The organism is Streptomyces sp. PA03-5A (assembly GCF_033792725.1).
In the GTDB taxonomy this organism is placed as follows: domain Bacteria; phylum Actinomycetota; class Actinomycetes; order Streptomycetales; family Streptomycetaceae; genus Actinacidiphila.
On sequence record NZ_JARAVL010000002.1, the window covers coordinates 71,490 to 87,272 of the forward strand.

A 15,783-nucleotide genomic window follows, 5' to 3' on the forward strand; every position below is an offset into this window, starting at 1 on the left:
CCTCAGGGGTGCGGTACGGCTCAGGCCTTGAGGGCCAGGACGACGTTGTGGCCGCCGAAGCCGAAGGAGTTGTTGATGGCCACGATCGGGCCGTCCGGCAGCTTCCGCGCCTCGGTGGAGACCAGACCGGGGTCGATCTCGTCGTCCAGTTCCGCGATGTTGATCGTCGGCGGGGCGATCCGGTGGTGCAGGGCGAGGACGGTGGCGACCGTCTCGATGCCGCCCGCGCCGCCCAGGAGGTGACCGGTCATCGACTTGGTGGCGGAGATGGCCACGTGGTCGAGGTGGTCGCCGAGCACCTTGCGGAGCGCCTTGACCTCGGCGACGTCACCCTGCGGGGTGGACGTCGCGTGCGCGTTGAGGTGTGCGACCTGCGCCAGGTCCAGGCCCGTCGCGGCGATCAGCTGCTCCAGCGCGGCGGCGATGCCGCGGCCGGTGGGCTCCGGCTGCGCGATGTGGTGGGCGTCGGCCGACAGGCCCTGGCCCAGCACCTCGGCGTAGACCCGGGCACCGCGCCTGGCGGCGTGCTCGGCCGACTCCAGGACGACGACCCCCGCGCCCTCGCCGAGGACGAAGCCGTCGCGGCCCTTGTCGTACGGGCGGGAGGCGCCCTGCGGGTCGTCGTTGTTCTTCGACATCGCCATCATGTTGGCGAAGGCCGCGATCGGCAGCGGGTGGATGGCCGCTTCCGTGCCGCCGGCGATGACCACGTCGGCACGGCCGGAGCGGATCATCTCGTACGCGTAGCCGACGGCCTCGGCACCGGAGGCGCAGGCGCTGACCGGGGTGTGGACACCGGCGCGGGCGTTGACCTCCAGGCCGACGTTGGCCGAGGGGCTGTTGGGCATCAGCATCGGCACGGTGTGCGGGGACACCTTGCGCGGGCCGGAGGCCTTGAGGTTGTCGTACTGGTCGAGCAGCGTGGTGACGCCGCCGATGCCGGAGGCGATGACCGCGCCGAGGCGGTCGGGGTCGACCGAGCTGTCCTCACCGGCCTTGGCGGTGAAGCCCGCGTCGGCCCACGCCTCGCGGGTGGCGATCAGCGCGAACTGCGCCGAGCGGTCCAGCTTGCGGGCGACCGGGCGGGGCAGGATCTCCAGCGGTTCCACGGCGATCTGCGCGGCGATGCGCACCGACAGCTCGGCGGCCCAGTCCTGCTTCAGGGGGGTGACGCCGGAACGTCCGGCGATCAGTCCCTCCCAGGTCGACGCGCTGTCCCCGCCCAGCGGAGTGGTTGCGCCGATACCGGTGACGACCACGGTGTGATTGGTCGGGCTCACAGGGATTGTCTCTCCACGTCTAGAAGGGCGGGCGACAGACACGTCGTCCAGGGGTGGCTCAGGCTCAGCCCTGGGCCTTGAGGATGTAGTCGACGGCGTCGCCGACGGTCTTCAGCTGCTTGACGTCGTCGTCCGGGATCTTGACCTCGAAGCGCTCCTCGGCGGCGACGACGACCTCGACCATGGACAGCGAGTCGACGTCCAGGTCGTCGGTGAAGGACTTGTCCAGCTGGACGTCCTCGGTCGGGATGCCGGCGATCTCGTTCACGATCTCCGCGAGACCCTCGACGATCTCTTCCTGGGTGGCCATGGCGGCGCTCTCCTTCTTCGTGCTGGTTACTACGGGCTGCGGCGGGCGGGAGTGCGCGCCGCGTGAGTGTTGCCTAGGGGAGGGTAACGACAGTGGCGGCGTAGACGAGCCCCGCCCCGAAACCGATGATCAGGGCCGTGTCGCCGCTCTTGGCCTGTCCGGTGGCGAGCAGGCGCTCCATCGCGAGCGGGATCGACGCGGCGGAGGTGTTGCCGGTGGTCTCGATGTCGCGGGCGACCGCGACGTGCTCCGGCAGCTTGAGCGCCTTGATCATCGAGTCGATGATGCGCATGTTGGCCTGGTGCGGGATGAAGACGTCCAGGTCGTCCGCGGTGATCCCGGCGGCGTCCAGCGCCTCCTGGGCCACCTTGGCCATCTCGAACACCGCCCAGCGGAAGACCGTCTGGCCCTCCTGGGTGATCGCGGGGAACTTCAGCTCCCCGTTCTCGTCCACCGGCAGCTGCGCGACGTCGCCCACACGGAAGCGGTCCCACGCCACGGTCTGGGTGATGGTCCCGGACTTGTCGCCCTCCGAGCCCCAGACGGTCGGGCCGATCTCCGGCTCGTCGGCCGGGCCGATGATGACCGCGCCGGCGCCGTCGCCGAAGAGGAAGGCGGTGGCGCGGTCCGTCTTGTCGGTGAGGTCGCTCAGCCGCTCGACGCCGATCACCAGGACGTGCTTGGCGCTGCCCTCGGTGACCATGCCCTTGGCGAGGGTCACGGCGTACGTGAAGCCCGCGCAGCCCGCCGAGATGTCGAAGGCGGCCGGCTTGCCGGCGCCGATGCGGTGCGCGATCTCGGTCGCGACGGCCGGGGTCTGCTTGAAGTGGGAGACGGTGGCGACGATGACGCCCCCGATGTCCTCGGCCGAGATCCCCGCGTCGGCGATGGCCTTGCCCGCCGCGATGACCGACATCTCGGCGACCGTCTCGTCCGGGCCGGCCCAGTGCCGGGAGGCGATGCCGGAGCGCGAGCGGATCCACTCGTCGCTGGAGTCGATGGTCTCCAGGATCACCTCGTTGGGCACCACCCGGGTCGGCCGGTAGCCGCCGACGCCCATGATGCGCGCGTACGGGGAGCCCTTGCTGGGCCTGATCTTCGCCATGTCTGCGGGGACTCCTTATTCCTGGGGGCCGTGCTCGGCCACGATCGCGCGGGCGGCGTCGAGGTCGTCCGGGGTCTTCAGGGCCAGGGTCGCGACGCCGGGCAGCGCGCGCTTGGCCAGGCCCACCAGGGTGCCACCCGGAACCAGCTCGATGATCGCGGTGACGCCCATGTCCTTGAAGGTCTCCATGCACAGGTCCCAGCGCACCGGGTTGGACACCTGCGTCACCAGGCGGGAGACGATCTCGGCGCCGGAGGCGACGACCGCGCCGTCGGTGTTCGACACGTACGGCAGCGCGGGGTCGCAGACCTGCAGCGTCTGTGCCAGCTCCTCCAGCACGGCCACGGCCGGGGCCATGTGGTGGGTGTGGAACGCGCCCGCCACCTTCAGCGGGATGACCCGCGCCTTCTCCGGCTTGTCCGCGGTCAGCTCCGCGAGCTGCTTCGCCGTGCCGGCCGCCACGATCTGACCGGCGCCGTTGATGTTCGCCGGGGTGAGGCCGAGGTTCTCCAGGTGGGCGACGACCAGGTCCGGGTCACCGCCGAGCACGGCCGACATGCCGGTCTCGGTGATGGCCGCGGCCTGGGCCATGGCGGTGCTGCGGGTGCGGACGAAGGTCATCGCCGCTTCCGCGCCCAGCACGCCGCCGACGGCCGCCGCCGTGATCTCTCCGACGCTGTGACCGGCCACGGCGCCGAGCGCGGAACGCGCGGCGGCCGGGTCGCCGAACAACTGCTCCGCCGCGACCAGGCCGGCCGCGACCAGCAGGGGCTGGGCGACGGCGGTGTCACGGATCTCCTCGGCCTCGGCCTTGGTGCCGTAGTGGGCGAGGTCGAGTCCGGCGGTCGAGGACAGACCGGCGAGACGGTCGGCGACACCGGGGAGTTCGAGCCAGGGGTTCAGGAAGCCGGGAGCCTGGGCACCCTGGCCGGGAGCGACGAGTACGAGCACGCTTTCAACTCTCTCTTGAGCGAGGTGATCCCCGCCCGTGGGGACAGGGACCAAGAACCGACGGGCGATTTGTTGGTGTCCCACAAAGGCCCTGATCGCATCTACGGTGTCTGCCCCGAGTCGGAGAGCCGGCCCAGGATGAGCGCGATACGTAGGGTGAATGCGGAGCGCACGTCCGACGGCGACCAGCCGGTGACGTCCGTCACACGTCGAAGCCGGTAGCGAACGGTGTTGGGGTGAACGAACAACATCCGGGCGGCCCCTTCCAGCGACGAGGCCTGTTCGAGGTAGACGGACAGAGTCTCAAGCAGTGCCGAACCAGCTTCCTCCAACGGCCTGTAGATCTCCTCCACCAACTGATCGCGGGCGTGTCGGTCGCCCGCCATCGCCCGCTCCGGGAGCAGGTCGTCGGAGAGCACCGGACGCGGCGCGTCGGGCCAGGCCGCACACGCCCGCAGGCCCGCCGCCGCGGCCTGCGCGGACTTCGACGCCGCCAGCAGGTCGCCCACCACGGGCCCGGCCACGACCGGCCCCGCGGCGAACGGCCCGATCAGCGCCCTGGCCACCCGCAGCGGATCCCCGTCGCCGCCCGCGACCACGATCAGCCGGTCGCCGAGCACTCCGGTGAGCACCTGCAGCTTGGCGTGCCGCGCCGCCCGCCGGATCGCCTCGACGGTGAGTTCGCTGTCGCCGTTGGGTGCCGTGCCCAGCACCACCGCGATCTTGTCGGGGGAGCTCCAGCCGAGCGCCGCCGCCCGCGACAGCACGCCCTCGTCCGCCTCGCCGGACAGCACCGCGTTGACCACCAGGGACTCCAGCCGCGCGTCCCAGGCGCCGCGCGCCTCGGCGGCCTGGGCGTAGACCTGGGCCGTCGCGAAGGCGATCTCCCGTGCGTACACCAGCAGCGCCTCGCGCAGCACCGACTCGTCGCCGGGGGCGGCGACCTCGTCGATCGCCGCCTCCATGACCTCGATGGTGGTGCGCACCATCTCGACCGTCTGGCGCAGCGAGATCGCCCGGGTCAGCTCCCGCGGGGCGGTGCCGAAGACGTCGGTGCTGATCGCCTGCGGGGTCTCCGGGTGGCGGAACCACTCCGTGAAGGCCGCGATGCCCGCCTGCGCCACCAGCCCGATCCACGAGCGGTTCTCCGGGGGCATGGCCCGGTACCAGGGCAGCTGCCCGTCCATCCGCGCGATCGCGGCCGCCGCCAGGCGCCCCGAGGACTTCTCCAGCCTCCTCAGCGTGGCGGAGTGGGGGTGGTCACGGGCGGGGTCGAATGCGTTCAGCGCGGGTTCTGGCACGGTACAAGCCTGCCTTATCCGGGCGGATGCATGGCACGGACCCCTCGGCTCCGTGCACCCGTGGCTCAGATACGGCCTCCCGCGGCGGAGTCCGCGGACAGCCGCTGGGCGAGGTAGACCGGGATCACCGACGCGGCGACCAGGACGGCGGCCACCACGTTGACGACGGGTGCCTGCTGCGGCCTGGCCATGTTGCCGAAGATCCACACGGGGAGGGTCTGGACGCCGGGGCCCGCGGTGAAGGTGGTGACGACGATCTCGTCGAAGGAGAGGGCGAAGGCGAGCAGCCCGCCCGCCAGCAGCGCCGTGCGCACCAGCGGGAAGGTGATGTCGCGGAAGACCTGGAAGCCGTCGGCCCCCAGGTCCATCGCCGCCTCCTCGTACGAGCCGGAGGTGCGCCGCAGCCGGGCCACGACGTTGTTGAAGACCACCACGACGCAGAAGGTGGCGTGGCCGACGACGACCGTGAACAGGCCCAGCCCGACGCCGAGTGGCTCCAGCACCGTGCGGAACGCGGTGTTCAGGGCGATGCCCGTGACGATGCCGGGCAGCGCGATCGGCAGCACGACGACGAAGGAGAGCGCCTCCCGCCCGAAGAAGCGGTACCGGGAGACCGCGAAGGCGAGCAGGGTGCCCAGCAGCAGGGAGACCGCCGTCGCGCCCAGGCCCGCCTTCACCGAGGTCCACAGCGCGGAGCGGGCGCCGGAGCTGTGCCACGCGTCGGCCCACCAGTGCAGGGTCAGGCCCGAGGGGGGCCAGCCGAAGCCGCGGGCGGCGTTGAAGGAGTTGAGCAGGACGAGCAGCAGCGGCACGTAGATGACGGCGAAGCCCAGCACGGCCGCGACGCGCAGGACGATGCGGGCGGGACGGGAGAGGTGCATGGTCACGGCCTCACAGACTCTGGAGCGCGCCGGTGCGCCGCATGGCCAGCAGGTAGACGACGATGACCGCGACCGGCACGGTGCCCAGTGCGGCGGCGAGCGGCAGGTCGAGGGTGATGTTGGAGTAGACGACGTTGCCGATCAGCTGGGTCTTGCCGCCGACGATCTGCACGGCGATGTAGTCGCCGAGGCTGAGCGAGAAGGTGAAGACCGAGCCGGCCGCGACCGACGGCAGCACCATCGGCAGCACCACGGACCGGAAGGTGCGCCAGGTGCGGGCCCCGAGGTCGGCGGAGGCGTCCAGCAGGCTGGCCGGCAGCTGCTCCAGCCCGGCGTGGACCGGCAGGATCATGTACGGCAGCCACAGGTAGGCCAGCACCATGATCGTCGCGGGCAGGCCGTAGCCGGGCCCGTCCAGGCCGAGCGGCCTCAGCGCCCAGTCCAGCGGCCCGTTCTCGGAGAGCATGATCCGCCAGGCGTACGCCTTGACCAGGTAGCTGGCCCACAGCGGGGTGAGCACGGCGACGACCAGCAGGTGCCGGTACCGCGGGGCGGCGACCCTGGCGGTGTAGAAGGCGATCGGGAAGGCGATGACGATGTCGATGACCGTCACCGCGACGGCGACGCCGAGGCTGCGCAGGGCGACGTCCCGGTAGACGCCCGTGGTGAGGACGGTGCGGAAGTTGTCCGTGTTCCAGACCTTGACCACGTCGGAGGTGAAGGCGTCGGTCGTCCAGAATGCGGAGAGGAACAGCGCGGCCAGCGAGCCCAGGTAGGCGAGGACCAGCCACAGCAGAGGGGCGGACAGCAGCAGCGACAGCCGCAGCCGCGGGCGGCGGTGCAGGGAACCTGCCAGCCGCCGCCCGAGGGAGCCGCTCGTCGTGGTGGACGGGGTGGACGGGGTCGTCACGGGTGGCTCAGCCCTTGATCTCGGTCCAGGCCTGGACCCACTTGGCGTAGGGCACGCAACGGACGTCGGTGCGGCCGTCCAGGCACTGCGGGATGGGCGTGTTCCAGAAGTGGACCTGCTTCCAGTACGGCTCGTCGGCCGCGTGGAAGACCGTGCAGTGGTTCTTGTCCGTGGTCAGGGCGCAGGACTTCTCGTTCGCCGGGGCCTCGCCGAACCACTCGGCGACCTGGGCGTTCACCTTCGGCGAGACGATCCAGTCCAGCCACTTGTAGGCGCAGTTGGGGTGCTGGGCCTTGGCCGAGACCATCCAGGTGTCGGACCAGCCGGTGGCGCCCTCGCTCGGCAGGACCGCCTCGACCGGCGCCTTCTCGGCCTTGGCGAGGTTGGCGATGACCTGCCAGCTGGTGCCGATGACGGAGTCGCCGCTCTTGAAGGCGGAGATCTCCTTCAGGTAGTCGCTCCAGTACTCGCCGACGTCCGCGTTCTGCTCCTTCAGCAGGGTGACGGAGGCGTCGAACTGCTTCTGGTCCAGCGCGTACGGGTCCTTGATGCCCAGCTCCGGCTTGGTCTTCATCAGGTAGAGCGCGGCGTCCGCGATGTAGATGGCGGAGTCGTACGCGGTGACGTGGCCCTTGTAGGGGGAGGCCTCGTCGAAGACCGCCGACCAGGAGGTGGGGGCCGGGGAGACCTTGTCGGTGCGGTACATCAGCAGGTTGGCGCCGCGGCCGTGCGGGATGCCGTAGGCGACCTCGTCCACCGAGTTCCACTTCTGCATCTTCAGGCTGGCGAAGACGTCCTTGTAGTTGGGGACCAGGTCGGTGTTGACCGGCGCCGCGTCGCCCGAGGCGATGAGGCGCAGCGAGGCGTCGCCGGAGGCCGAGACCGCGTCGTACTGGCCGGTCTTCATCAGGCTGACCATCTCGTCGGAGGTGCCCGCCACCTTGGTGTTGACCTGGCAGCCGGTCTCCTTCTCGAACGGGGTGACCCAGTCGACGGACTTGTCGTTGGAGCCGTCCTCGGCGTAGCCGGCCCAGGCGATCAGGTTGACCGCGCCCTCGGTCTTGCCCAGGGCCTTGGGCGCGCTGAGCTTGGGCGGGGTGAAGGCGCCGCCGGAGGCGCCGGCGCCCTTGCCGGGGGAGGACGACCCGCCGCAGGCGGTGGCCAGGGCCAGGACGGTACAGGCTGCGAGGGCACGGGTCAGACGCACGTGGACTCCGTTTCCGGGTGGGGGGACTGGACGGTGACGTTGTGTCGGCGGTGCCACTGGAGGCGGACACGGGTTCCCCGGTAGGCGGCGACGTCGGCCGAGGAGGTCTCCTGGTTCTGCTGCAGGGCGGTCAGCCGGCCGCCCTCGTCGAGGTCGACCAGGAAGCGCGTGGTGTCGCCGAGGTAGATGACCTCGGCGACGGTGCCGGAGACGGTGCGCAGCCCGTCGTCCGGGGCGTCCGGGGCGTCCGAGGGGCCGGCGGGAGCGCCGGGGCCCAGCAGGCGGATCTTCTCCGGGCGGACGCTGTAGGTCCCGGTGTCGTCGGTCAGCAGGTTGGAGGTGCCGACGAAGCCGGCGACGAAGGGCGTGGCCGGTCGCTCGTACACCTCGGCGGGGGTGCCGACCTGCTCGATCCGGCCCCCGTTGAAGACCGCGATCCGGTCGCTGAGGGTCAGCGCCTCCTCCTGGTCGTGGGTGACGAAGACGAAGGTGATGCCCACCTCGCGCTGGATCGCCTTCAGTTCGACCTGCATCTGTTCGCGCAGCTTGAGGTCGAGCGCCCCCAGCGGCTCGTCGAGCAGCAGCACCCGGGGACGCCCCACCAGGGCGCGGGCCAGTGCGACCCGCTGCCGCTGGCCGCCGGACAGCTGTGCCGGACGGCGCCCGCCGAACCCCTCCAGCCGGACCGAGGCGAGCGCCGCGCGGGCGCGCTCGGTCCGTTCCGCCTTGGGCACCTTGCGCACCTTCAGGCCGTAGCCGACGTTCTGCTCCACCGTCATGTGCGGGAAGAGCGCGTAGTCCTGGAAGACGGTGTTGACGTCCCGCTCGAAGGGGGCGAGCCGGGTGACGTCCCGGCCGGCCAGCTCCACGGTGCCGGCGGTGGGGGCCTCGAAACCCGCGACCATCCGCAGCACGGTGGTCTTGCCGGAGCCGGAGGGGCCCAGCATCGAGAAGAACTCGCCGTCGGCGATCTCCAGGTCCACCCCGGCGACCGCGTGCACCTGGCCGAAGGACTTGCGCAGGTCCCGCAGGCGTATCGCGGGCGTCCCGGTGCCCGTTTCCTTGGCCGTTCCCTCCATCGGCGGGGAACCTTTCTCTTCGGCTGGAGCATTGACCGGAAACCTATGAAGTTATATTTCAGAGGACAAGGCCTGGCCGGGGTAAAACTTTCCCCAAGTGAGAAGGTGTGCGGGTGAGCAAACTTTCGAATGGCGCACTGCACGCCGTCTTCGCGCCGGTCGGCAACCTCGCCCGGGTCGACGCGGTCGTACGGCGCCTCGCGGACGCCATCGAACTGGGCCTGCTCGCCGACGGCGAGCAGCTCCCCGGTGAGAGCGAGCTCGCCACCCGCCTCGGTGTCTCCACCGTGACCTTGCGCGAGGCCCTCATGGCCCTGCGCCAGCAGGGACTGGTCACCACCCGCCGCGGCCGCGGCGGCGGCAGCTTCGTCACCGCCCCCGACCAGCCGCGCACCGCCCGGCTCGGCCACCGGCTGGCCGACTGGAGCACCGAGGAACTGCGCGACCTCGCCGACCACTGGGCCGCCGTCGCCGGCACCGCCGCCCGGCTGGCCGCCCGGCGCACCGAGCCCGCGGACCTCGCCCCGCTGGAACGCTCCCTGGAGGAGTTCGAGGCCGCCGACGACCTCGCCGCCCGCGGCCGCGTCTACGGCAGGCTCCACGTGGAGCTCGCCGCGGCCGCCCAGTCGGCCCGTCTCACCAAGGAGGAGATCCGTATCCAGGCGGAGATCGGAGCGCTAATCTGTCTCGCACTCGGGGAGGACGACGCCCGCGCGGCGGTCGTCGAGCTGCACCGCGCGCTGCTCCGCGCCGTGCGCGACGGCGACGCGGAGCTGGCCCGGTCCCTGGCCGAACGGCGGGTGCAGGACGCGATGGGGCGTCTGATCGGACTGCGTCTGACCGTCACCGGCTGACCCGGGCGTCCGCACCACCCGTCCTCCCGCACCGGAGGCAGCCGCCGTGGCCGTCAGCTCAACCGCCTTGGTCGACAGCGTCGTCGCCGACGTCGTGGACCGGGTCCGCGGCACCCTGGAGGACGTCTTCGCCGCCGTCGCCCAGGTCGCCGAGCGCACCACCGCCATCGCCGCGGTCCGTGCCGCCGGCCGGGCCCCGACCACCGCCGACCTCGCAGCCCTGCGCCCGCTGCTGCACGAGCGGCTGCGGCGCCGGCACGACCTGATCTCCGGCATCGGCTTCATCGCGGAACCCGGGCTGCTCGGCGACGTACCGGCCTGGCTGGAGTGGTGGCAGAACCACGGGGAGGACGGGCTGCGGCCGCTCCTGCCCGACCTCGACCCGGGCACCTCGGCCTACTCCGACTACACCCACTGGGACTGGTTCGCCCTGCCCCGCGCCACCGGCGAACGCGCCGTGGCCGGACCGTACGTGGACTACCTGTGCTCCGACGAGTACAGCCTCACCCTGTCGGTGCCGGTCCAGCACGGCGGCCGCTTCCTCGGCGTCGCCGCCGCGGACGTCTACCTGCGCCACTTCGAGGCCGCCGTGCTGCCCCTGCTGCGCCGCCTGCCCGCCCCGGCCGCCCTGGTCAACGCCCGCGGCCGGGTCGCCGCCTCCACCGACCCCCGGCACCTGGCCGGCTCGCTCCTGCGCAGCGTCAGCGGACGGTCCTGCGGACCGATCCCGCTGACGCTGGTCACAGCTCTGCCAGCACCGCCTCCGTGAGCGCCGGCCACAACGGCAGGGCCCACTCGCCGAAGTCACGGTCCGTCAGGACCACGCAGGCGGCGCCGGCGTCGGGGTCGACCCACAGGAAGGTGCCGGACTGGCCGAAGTGGCCGAAGGTGCGCGGGGAGGACGAGGCGCCCGTCCAGTGCGGGGACTTGTGGTCCCGGATCTCGAAGCCCAGGCCCCAGTCGTTGGGGTTCTGGCCGCCGTAGCCGGGCAGCACGCCCTTGAGGCCGGGGAAGGCGACGGAGGTCGCCGCGGCGACGGTCCCCGGGGCCAGCAGCCGCGGTGCCTGCAGCTCGGCGGCGAAGCGGACCAGGTCGTCGACGGTGGAGACGGCGCCCGCGCCGGCCGAGCCCGGGCAGTCGGTGGCGTGCATGCCGAGCGGCTCCAGCACCGCCTGCCGCAGGTACTCGGCGAAGGGGATCTCGGTGGCCTTGGCGATGTGGTCCGCCAGCGCGTCGAAGCCCGCGTTGGAGTAGATCCGCCGCGTGCCGGGGGCCGCCATCACCCGGTGCTCGTCGAAGGCGAGGCCGGAGGTGTGGGCGAGCAGGTGCCGTACGGTCGAGCCCTCGGGGCCGGCCGGTTCGTCCAGCTCGACCGCGCCCTCCTCGACCGCGACCAGCGCCGCGTAGGCCGACAGCGGCTTGGTCACCGAGGCCAGCCGGAAGCGCCGCCCGGTCTCGCCGTACGCTCCCAGGACCGTGCCGTCGCGGCGGACGACCGCCGCCGCGGCCGTCGGGACAGGCCAGTTCTCGATCGCGCTCAGGCTGTTCAGGCTCCGCATGGGCGTGAGCCTAACGAATGGCCTTGCCTGGAGTGCACTCCAGGGTTTTAGCGTGGAGCCCATGACCGTGACGCAGGTGGCCAAGAGCAAGCCCGGCAGCGTACGCAGCTGCGCCGACGAGGCGCGGCACCCCCTCCCGGACGGCCGGGACCGCTACACGATCAGCGAGGTGGCGGCCTTCACCGGGCTGAGCGCGCACACCCTGCGCTGGTACGAGCGGATCGGGCTGATGCCGCACGTCGACCGCTCCCACACCGGGCAGCGCCGCTTCACCAACCGCGACCTCGACTGGCTGGGCTTCGTCGGCAAGCTGCGGCTGACCGGGATGCCGGTCGCGGACATGGTCCGCTACGCCGAGCTGGTGCGGCTGGGGGAGCACACCTTCCCCCAGCGCCAGGAGCTGCTGGAGTCGACCCGGCGCGACGTGCTGCGGCGGATCGCCGAGCTGCAGGACACCCTCGCGGTCCTCGACCACAAGATCGACACCTACGCTGACGCCCGCCGGGCGTCGGAGAGGGCATGAACGGCATGAGCGACAACAACGAACCGATCGCCAAGGTCACGCTTGGCACCGACGGCCCCCTGGTCGGCGTGCAGGGCCTGGGCTGCATGGGCATGAGCGAGTTCTACGGCCCCACCGACGAGGCCGCCGCCCGTGCCACCCTCGAAGCGGCGCTGGACCTCGGGGTCACGCTCTTCGACACCGCCGACGTGTACGGCCTGGGCGCCAACGAGGAGTACCTCGCCCCCTTCGTCCGCGCGCACCGGGACGAGATCACCCTCGCCACCAAGTTCGGCATAGCGCGGAAGGCCGACGACCTGCGGTTCCGCGGGGTGCGCAACGACCCCGACTACATCCGGGAGGCCGTCGACGGCAGCCTGCGCCGCCTCGGCGTGGACGTCATCGACCTGTACTACATGCACCGCCGCGACCCCGCCGTGCCGCTCGCCGAGTCCGTCGGGGCGATGGCCGAGCTGGTGCGGGCGGGCAAGGTCAGGCACCTGGGCCTGTCCGAGGTGACCGGGGCCGAGCTGCGCGAGGCGCACGCCGTGCACCCGATCACGGCCGTGCAGTCGGAGTGGTCGCTGTTCAGCCGGGACGTGGAGGTCTCGCTGACCGGTGCCGCCGCCGAGCTGGGGGTGGCGCTCGTGCCGTACTCCCCGCTGGGCCGGGGCTTCCTGACCGGATCCTTCCAGGACGCCTCCGAACTGTCGGCGGACGACTTCCGCCGGCACCAGCCCCGCTTCAGCGGGGAGAACGCCAAGCGCAACCTCGACCTGCTGGAGCCGCTCCGCAAGGTCGCGAGGGCGCACGGCGCCACGCCCGCCCAGATCGCCCTCGCGTGGGTGCAGCAGCGGGCGCAGGTCCACGGGCTGACCGTGGTGCCGATCCCGGGCACCCGCAAGGCCGAGCGCCTGCGGGAGAACACCGCCGCCACCCGGATCGTGCTGGACGGGACCGAGCTGGGATGGCTGGAACCGATCGCCGGGCAGGTCGCGGGGGACCGCTACCCGGACATGTCGTCCACGTCGGCGGCGCGCGAGTAGCCGTCCCGGTCCAGGGCGGGTCGCGTCCGCGCGGCCCGCTGGACCGCCGCGAGGACCGCCGCCGCCAGCGGCAGCGACTCGTGGACGAGGCCGTACCCGAGGCCGAACACGACGGTCGCGGGGTCGTCGTCGGGGTTGCCGGAGCGGTGGCCGTCGGCGTCGCGCGGCAGCAGCCGCAGGTGGCCGCCGAGCATCTCGGGGGAGCGCCAGTCGACCCCGGACAGCCCGTCGACCGGGAAGTGCTGGTCGCCGGCCTTCCACTTGGCCGTCGAGGCGCCCGTCCAGAACCAGCGGAAGGACACCGTCCCGCCGTCGAAGGAGGCCTTGCCGTCATACGCCTTGAAGGACAGGGGCGCGGACGGCACGTCCACCAGGTGGCGCGGGGCCGGTTCCGCGTCCGCGCCGCCGCCGGCCGTCGCGATCGCGGACAGCAGTTCTCCGGCGTAGTACTCGGCGAGCAGTTCCCGCTCGGCGGGCAGCACCAGGCGGTAGGGGTCGGCGGTCTCCTTGAGCTGGCCCTTCGCGGCCTCCATCAGCGGATCGGCGCCCCGCCGCGGGAGCATGCGCAGCGCGATGGCACCGCGCCGCCCCGGGACCAGTTCGACGCCCGCGAGGGCCTCGTAGGGGACACGCCGCCGCCCCAGGGTCTGCAGCAGCTTCGAGTTGCGCATCCCCCGCTCGTAACGGATGAGCACCGCATCGGCATCGAACTCCCATACGGCGTTGGATCCGGCCAATACGTCACCCATACGGGTCATCGTAGGCCGCGTCGCCGTTTCGGGAACCGGCCGGGCGCGGCCGGACTAGGCCACGTCCGCCGTGCACCGGCTGCCGTCGGCGCACCGGACGTCCGGGTAGCGGCCGAGGGCGATGCTGGTGAAGTTGGCGAGGCTGTCGGTGCCGGAGCGGAAGTAGCCCGCGTGTCCCTCGGCGTCCTCGGAGGTCACCACGCGGGCGCCGAAGGACCGGGAGACGGGGTCGGCACCGTGGCCGAGCCCGGCGAACTCCATGTGCGGCACGTCGCCGATCCAGTCGGTGCTGTCGCGGGTGGCCCACACCCGGGCGGCCGTGCCGAGGTCGGCCGCCTTGTCCACCCGCATGCCGGGGCTGCCGAAGACGGTGATGTCGGAGACCCGGCCGGACGGCAGGTCGGGGGCGGCGACACCGCACAGCACCGAGCCGTAGGAGTGGCAGAACAGCGAGACGCTGCCGCGCGCCGGCAGCGCCCGTACCAGCGCGGCCAGCCGGACGGCGCCCTGCTCCGCCAGTTCCCCGGTGGAGGCGTCCAGGCCGACGCCCTGCGGGGTGGTGTAGTCGGCCCAGGCGACGACGGCCGTGCGCGTGTGCGGGGCGGCGGCGTGCTCGGCCGCGTACAGCGAGTGGGCCATGCCGACGGGGGCGCGCGTCGGATCGTCCTCGCGTTCGAAGGAGAGCACGTCGGTGTCGACCCCGGGCACGACGAGCGACACCCGTTCGGCGGTGCCGAGGTCGCCGAAGACCTCGGCGGCCCGGCCGCGGCCGGTGGGGTCGAAGGCGAGGATCTGCCGGCCGCCGTCGAGCAGGGAGGCGTACCGCTCGGCGCGCTGCGCGGCGTCCTGGCGGCCCTCGGCGGTCAGCAGGGAGCTGTGCGAGCGGGCGGTCTCCTGGGCGCGGGCCGTGCCGAGCGAGCGCCGGTTGGCCTGGTAACGCAGGGCGATCGGGGCGCCGTTGAGGTTGCCGACGACGAGCGGGTAGCGGACGGCGAGCCGCTTGGCCCCGTCCGGCCCGACCGAGGCGAAGAAGCGCGCGATGACGCCGGGGGCCGCCTGGGGGTCGGGGAGCGGACGCCCGCCCACCGAGCCGTGCCGCCACGCGGCCGTGGCCACCGCCAGCGCGTCCCCGCCGCCCTTGTGGTGGCGCAGCGCGGTCCAGCCGGTGGTCGCCAGCATGACGAAGACCACGGCCAGGGCCAGGAGGGCGCGCAGGGAGGGGGAGCTGAAGCGCTCGTCGACGAGGTTCACTGGGGGACACCCTAGGAGACGCCGGAGATCCCCTGCGCACCCCGTGACCCAAGTCACGTTTGAAACAAGGAGATTCCGGACACACCCTGGTGTTCGGCCCACGGCTGTGCCAGGACCGGGACCAGCAGGTCAAGGTGTTCCTCGGTGATCCGGCGGATGGACTCCACGCTGGTCTCGTCACCGTCGCCCCACAGCCGCTGGGCCACCCGGATGACCCCGCCGACGGCCGCCACCAGGACCCGCGGTCGCGGGTCCGCAGGGTCCAGGCCCTCGCGGGCGGCGATGACCGAGGCGAGCCGTTCCTCGACGAGCGCCGAGTGGCGCATCTGGGCGGACAGCAGCGGCGGCGTGGACTCGATCACCCGGTACATCGCCATGTACGTGGACAGCGGCACGACGGCGGCGATGACGGCGCTGATGCTGTGCCAGGAATCGTCCAGCGCCGCGCGCAGCGCCACGAAGGGCGGTTCGCCGGCCGGCCGCTCGGCCACCGCGGTGACGAAGGCCTCCTCGACGCTGTCCTCCAGCGCCAGCGCGACCTCCTCCTTGCCGGCGAAGTAGCGGAAGAAGGTGCGCTGCGAGACCTCCACCTCGGCGGCGATCTCGTCGACGGTCGTGCGCTCGTACCCCTTGAGGACGAACAGTTCGATCGCGGCCCGTATGAGCGCGTCGCGCGTCCGCTGCTTCTTGCGCTCGCGCAGTCCGCACACGGGCGTCGCGCGCATCGCGTGCTTCATCTGCCGTCCACCTCCAGGGGGCACCACGATACTTGCGTGCCCTCCTGACAGTTACCGACGG

Annotated in this window: 17 protein-coding genes; 4 read left to right on the forward strand and 13 right to left on the reverse strand. The window is 72.2% G+C overall.

Annotated features, from left to right (window positions below):
- Positions 1 to 20: 20 nt before the first annotated feature.
- The 9 genes from fabF to PV410_RS02910 all read right to left on the reverse strand — a co-directional run bounded on the left by fabF (position 21) and on the right by PV410_RS02910 (position 9,024).
- Positions 21 to 1,280: a beta-ketoacyl-ACP synthase II gene (fabF, locus tag PV410_RS02870; RefSeq protein ID WP_499511705.1), complete on the reverse strand. Its 1,260-nt coding sequence runs from the start codon at positions 1,278 to 1,280 to the stop codon at positions 21 to 23.
- Between the two features lie 64 nt (positions 1,281 to 1,344).
- The gene (locus tag PV410_RS02875; protein WP_326576364.1) at positions 1,345 to 1,590 is read right to left on the reverse strand and encodes an acyl carrier protein; all 246 of its coding nucleotides are present in this window, start codon (positions 1,588 to 1,590) and stop codon (positions 1,345 to 1,347) included.
- 73 nt (positions 1,591 to 1,663) lie between these two features.
- The gene (locus tag PV410_RS02880) at positions 1,664 to 2,695 is read right to left on the reverse strand and encodes a ketoacyl-ACP synthase III (protein ID WP_499511704.1); all 1,032 of its coding nucleotides are present in this window, start codon (positions 2,693 to 2,695) and stop codon (positions 1,664 to 1,666) included.
- Positions 2,696 to 2,710: 15 nt separating this feature from the next.
- The gene (locus tag PV410_RS02885; protein WP_500322077.1) at positions 2,711 to 3,646 is read right to left on the reverse strand and encodes an ACP S-malonyltransferase; all 936 of its coding nucleotides are present in this window, start codon (positions 3,644 to 3,646) and stop codon (positions 2,711 to 2,713) included.
- Positions 3,647 to 3,747: 101 nt separating this feature from the next.
- Positions 3,748 to 4,947, reverse strand: coding sequence for a PucR family transcriptional regulator (locus PV410_RS02890; protein ID WP_500322078.1), 1,200 nt, complete (start codon positions 4,945 to 4,947; stop codon positions 3,748 to 3,750).
- A 65-nt stretch (positions 4,948 to 5,012) separates the two neighbouring features.
- Positions 5,013 to 5,828: an ABC transporter permease gene (locus PV410_RS02895; protein ID WP_500322391.1), complete on the reverse strand. Its 816-nt coding sequence runs from the start codon at positions 5,826 to 5,828 to the stop codon at positions 5,013 to 5,015.
- 10 nt (positions 5,829 to 5,838) lie between these two features.
- Entirely contained in the window at positions 5,839 to 6,738 is a 900-nt protein-coding gene (locus PV410_RS02900) for an ABC transporter permease (RefSeq protein WP_500322079.1), read from the reverse strand.
- Positions 6,739 to 6,745: 7 nt separating this feature from the next.
- A complete protein-coding gene (locus tag PV410_RS02905) occupies positions 6,746 to 7,945 on the reverse strand; it encodes an ABC transporter substrate-binding protein (protein WP_500322080.1) in 1,200 nt (399 codons plus the stop codon).
- Entirely contained in the window at positions 7,936 to 9,024 is a 1,089-nt protein-coding gene (locus PV410_RS02910) for an ABC transporter ATP-binding protein (RefSeq protein ID WP_500322081.1), read from the reverse strand. Before PV410_RS02910 ends, PV410_RS02905 begins: the two co-directional genes overlap by 10 nt.
- A 107-nt stretch (positions 9,025 to 9,131) precedes the next feature.
- Here PV410_RS02910 and PV410_RS02915 point away from each other — a divergent pair, with 107 nt between their 5' ends.
- Both PV410_RS02915 and PV410_RS02920 read left to right on the forward strand, forming a co-directional pair.
- Positions 9,132 to 9,878: a FadR/GntR family transcriptional regulator gene (locus PV410_RS02915; protein ID WP_500322083.1), complete on the forward strand. Its 747-nt coding sequence runs from the start codon at positions 9,132 to 9,134 to the stop codon at positions 9,876 to 9,878.
- A gap of 46 nt (positions 9,879 to 9,924) precedes the next feature.
- Positions 9,925 to 10,647 carry a cache domain-containing protein gene (locus PV410_RS02920; protein WP_500322084.1) on the forward strand — a complete coding sequence of 241 codons (723 nt, stop codon included), beginning with the start codon at positions 9,925 to 9,927 and terminating at the stop codon, positions 10,645 to 10,647.
- Here PV410_RS02920 and PV410_RS02925 read toward each other — a convergent pair.
- Complete coding sequence (locus PV410_RS02925; RefSeq protein WP_500322085.1) at positions 10,619 to 11,437, reverse strand: serine hydrolase domain-containing protein; 819 nt, start codon at positions 11,435 to 11,437, stop codon at positions 10,619 to 10,621. The two genes, PV410_RS02920 and PV410_RS02925, sit on opposite strands and share 29 nt — an antisense overlap.
- A 61-nt stretch (positions 11,438 to 11,498) precedes the next feature.
- On the opposite strand from PV410_RS02925, the gene PV410_RS02930 reads away from it, so the two are divergent.
- Together PV410_RS02930 and PV410_RS02935 are read left to right on the forward strand one after the other, a co-directional pair.
- Positions 11,499 to 11,960, forward strand: a complete 462-nt coding sequence (locus PV410_RS02930) for a MerR family transcriptional regulator (protein WP_500322087.1) — start codon at positions 11,499 to 11,501, stop codon at positions 11,958 to 11,960.
- A gap of 5 nt (positions 11,961 to 11,965) precedes the next feature.
- Positions 11,966 to 12,985, forward strand: a complete 1,020-nt coding sequence (locus PV410_RS02935) for an aldo/keto reductase (RefSeq protein ID WP_500322392.1) — start codon at positions 11,966 to 11,968, stop codon at positions 12,983 to 12,985.
- On the opposite strand, the gene PV410_RS02940 is transcribed toward PV410_RS02935, so the two are convergent.
- The 3 genes from PV410_RS02940 to PV410_RS02950 are packed head-to-tail and all read right to left on the reverse strand — an operon-like array spanning position 12,946 to position 15,722.
- Positions 12,946 to 13,734: a DUF4429 domain-containing protein gene (locus tag PV410_RS02940; RefSeq protein WP_500322088.1), complete on the reverse strand. Its 789-nt coding sequence runs from the start codon at positions 13,732 to 13,734 to the stop codon at positions 12,946 to 12,948. The genes PV410_RS02935 and PV410_RS02940 overlap by 40 nt on opposite strands.
- Positions 13,735 to 13,788: 54 nt before the next feature.
- The gene (locus PV410_RS02945; protein ID WP_500322089.1) at positions 13,789 to 14,985 is read right to left on the reverse strand and encodes an alpha/beta hydrolase; all 1,197 of its coding nucleotides are present in this window, start codon (positions 14,983 to 14,985) and stop codon (positions 13,789 to 13,791) included.
- 53 nt (positions 14,986 to 15,038) lie between these two features.
- Positions 15,039 to 15,722, reverse strand: a complete 684-nt coding sequence (locus tag PV410_RS02950; protein WP_500322090.1) for a TetR/AcrR family transcriptional regulator — start codon at positions 15,720 to 15,722, stop codon at positions 15,039 to 15,041.
- Between the last annotated feature and the right edge of the window lie 61 nt (positions 15,723 to 15,783).

What these genes read in the sequence shown, in the direction of transcription:
- PV410_RS02950 (WP_500322090.1), bottom strand. Translation starts at nt 15,722, where the DNA reads ATGAAGCACGCGATGCGCGCGACGCCCGTGTGCGGACTGCGCGAGCGC.
- PV410_RS02935 (WP_500322392.1), top strand. Translation starts at nt 11,966, where the DNA reads ATGAGCGACAACAACGAACCGATCGCCAAGGTCACGCTTGGCACCGAC.
- PV410_RS02880 (WP_499511704.1), bottom strand. Translation starts at nt 2,695, where the DNA reads ATGGCGAAGATCAGGCCCAGCAAGGGCTCCCCGTACGCGCGCATCATG.
- PV410_RS02925 (WP_500322085.1), bottom strand. Translation starts at nt 11,437, where the DNA reads ATGCGGAGCCTGAACAGCCTGAGCGCGATCGAGAACTGGCCTGTCCCG.
- PV410_RS02940 (WP_500322088.1), bottom strand. Translation starts at nt 13,734, where the DNA reads ATGGGTGACGTATTGGCCGGATCCAACGCCGTATGGGAGTTCGATGCC.
- PV410_RS02930 (WP_500322087.1), top strand. Translation starts at nt 11,499, where the DNA reads ATGACCGTGACGCAGGTGGCCAAGAGCAAGCCCGGCAGCGTACGCAGC.
- PV410_RS02910 (WP_500322081.1), bottom strand. Translation starts at nt 9,024, where the DNA reads ATGGAGGGAACGGCCAAGGAAACGGGCACCGGGACGCCCGCGATACGC.
- PV410_RS02895 (WP_500322391.1), bottom strand. Translation starts at nt 5,828, where the DNA reads ATGCACCTCTCCCGTCCCGCCCGCATCGTCCTGCGCGTCGCGGCCGTG.
- PV410_RS02875 (WP_326576364.1), bottom strand. Translation starts at nt 1,590, where the DNA reads ATGGCCACCCAGGAAGAGATCGTCGAGGGTCTCGCGGAGATCGTGAAC.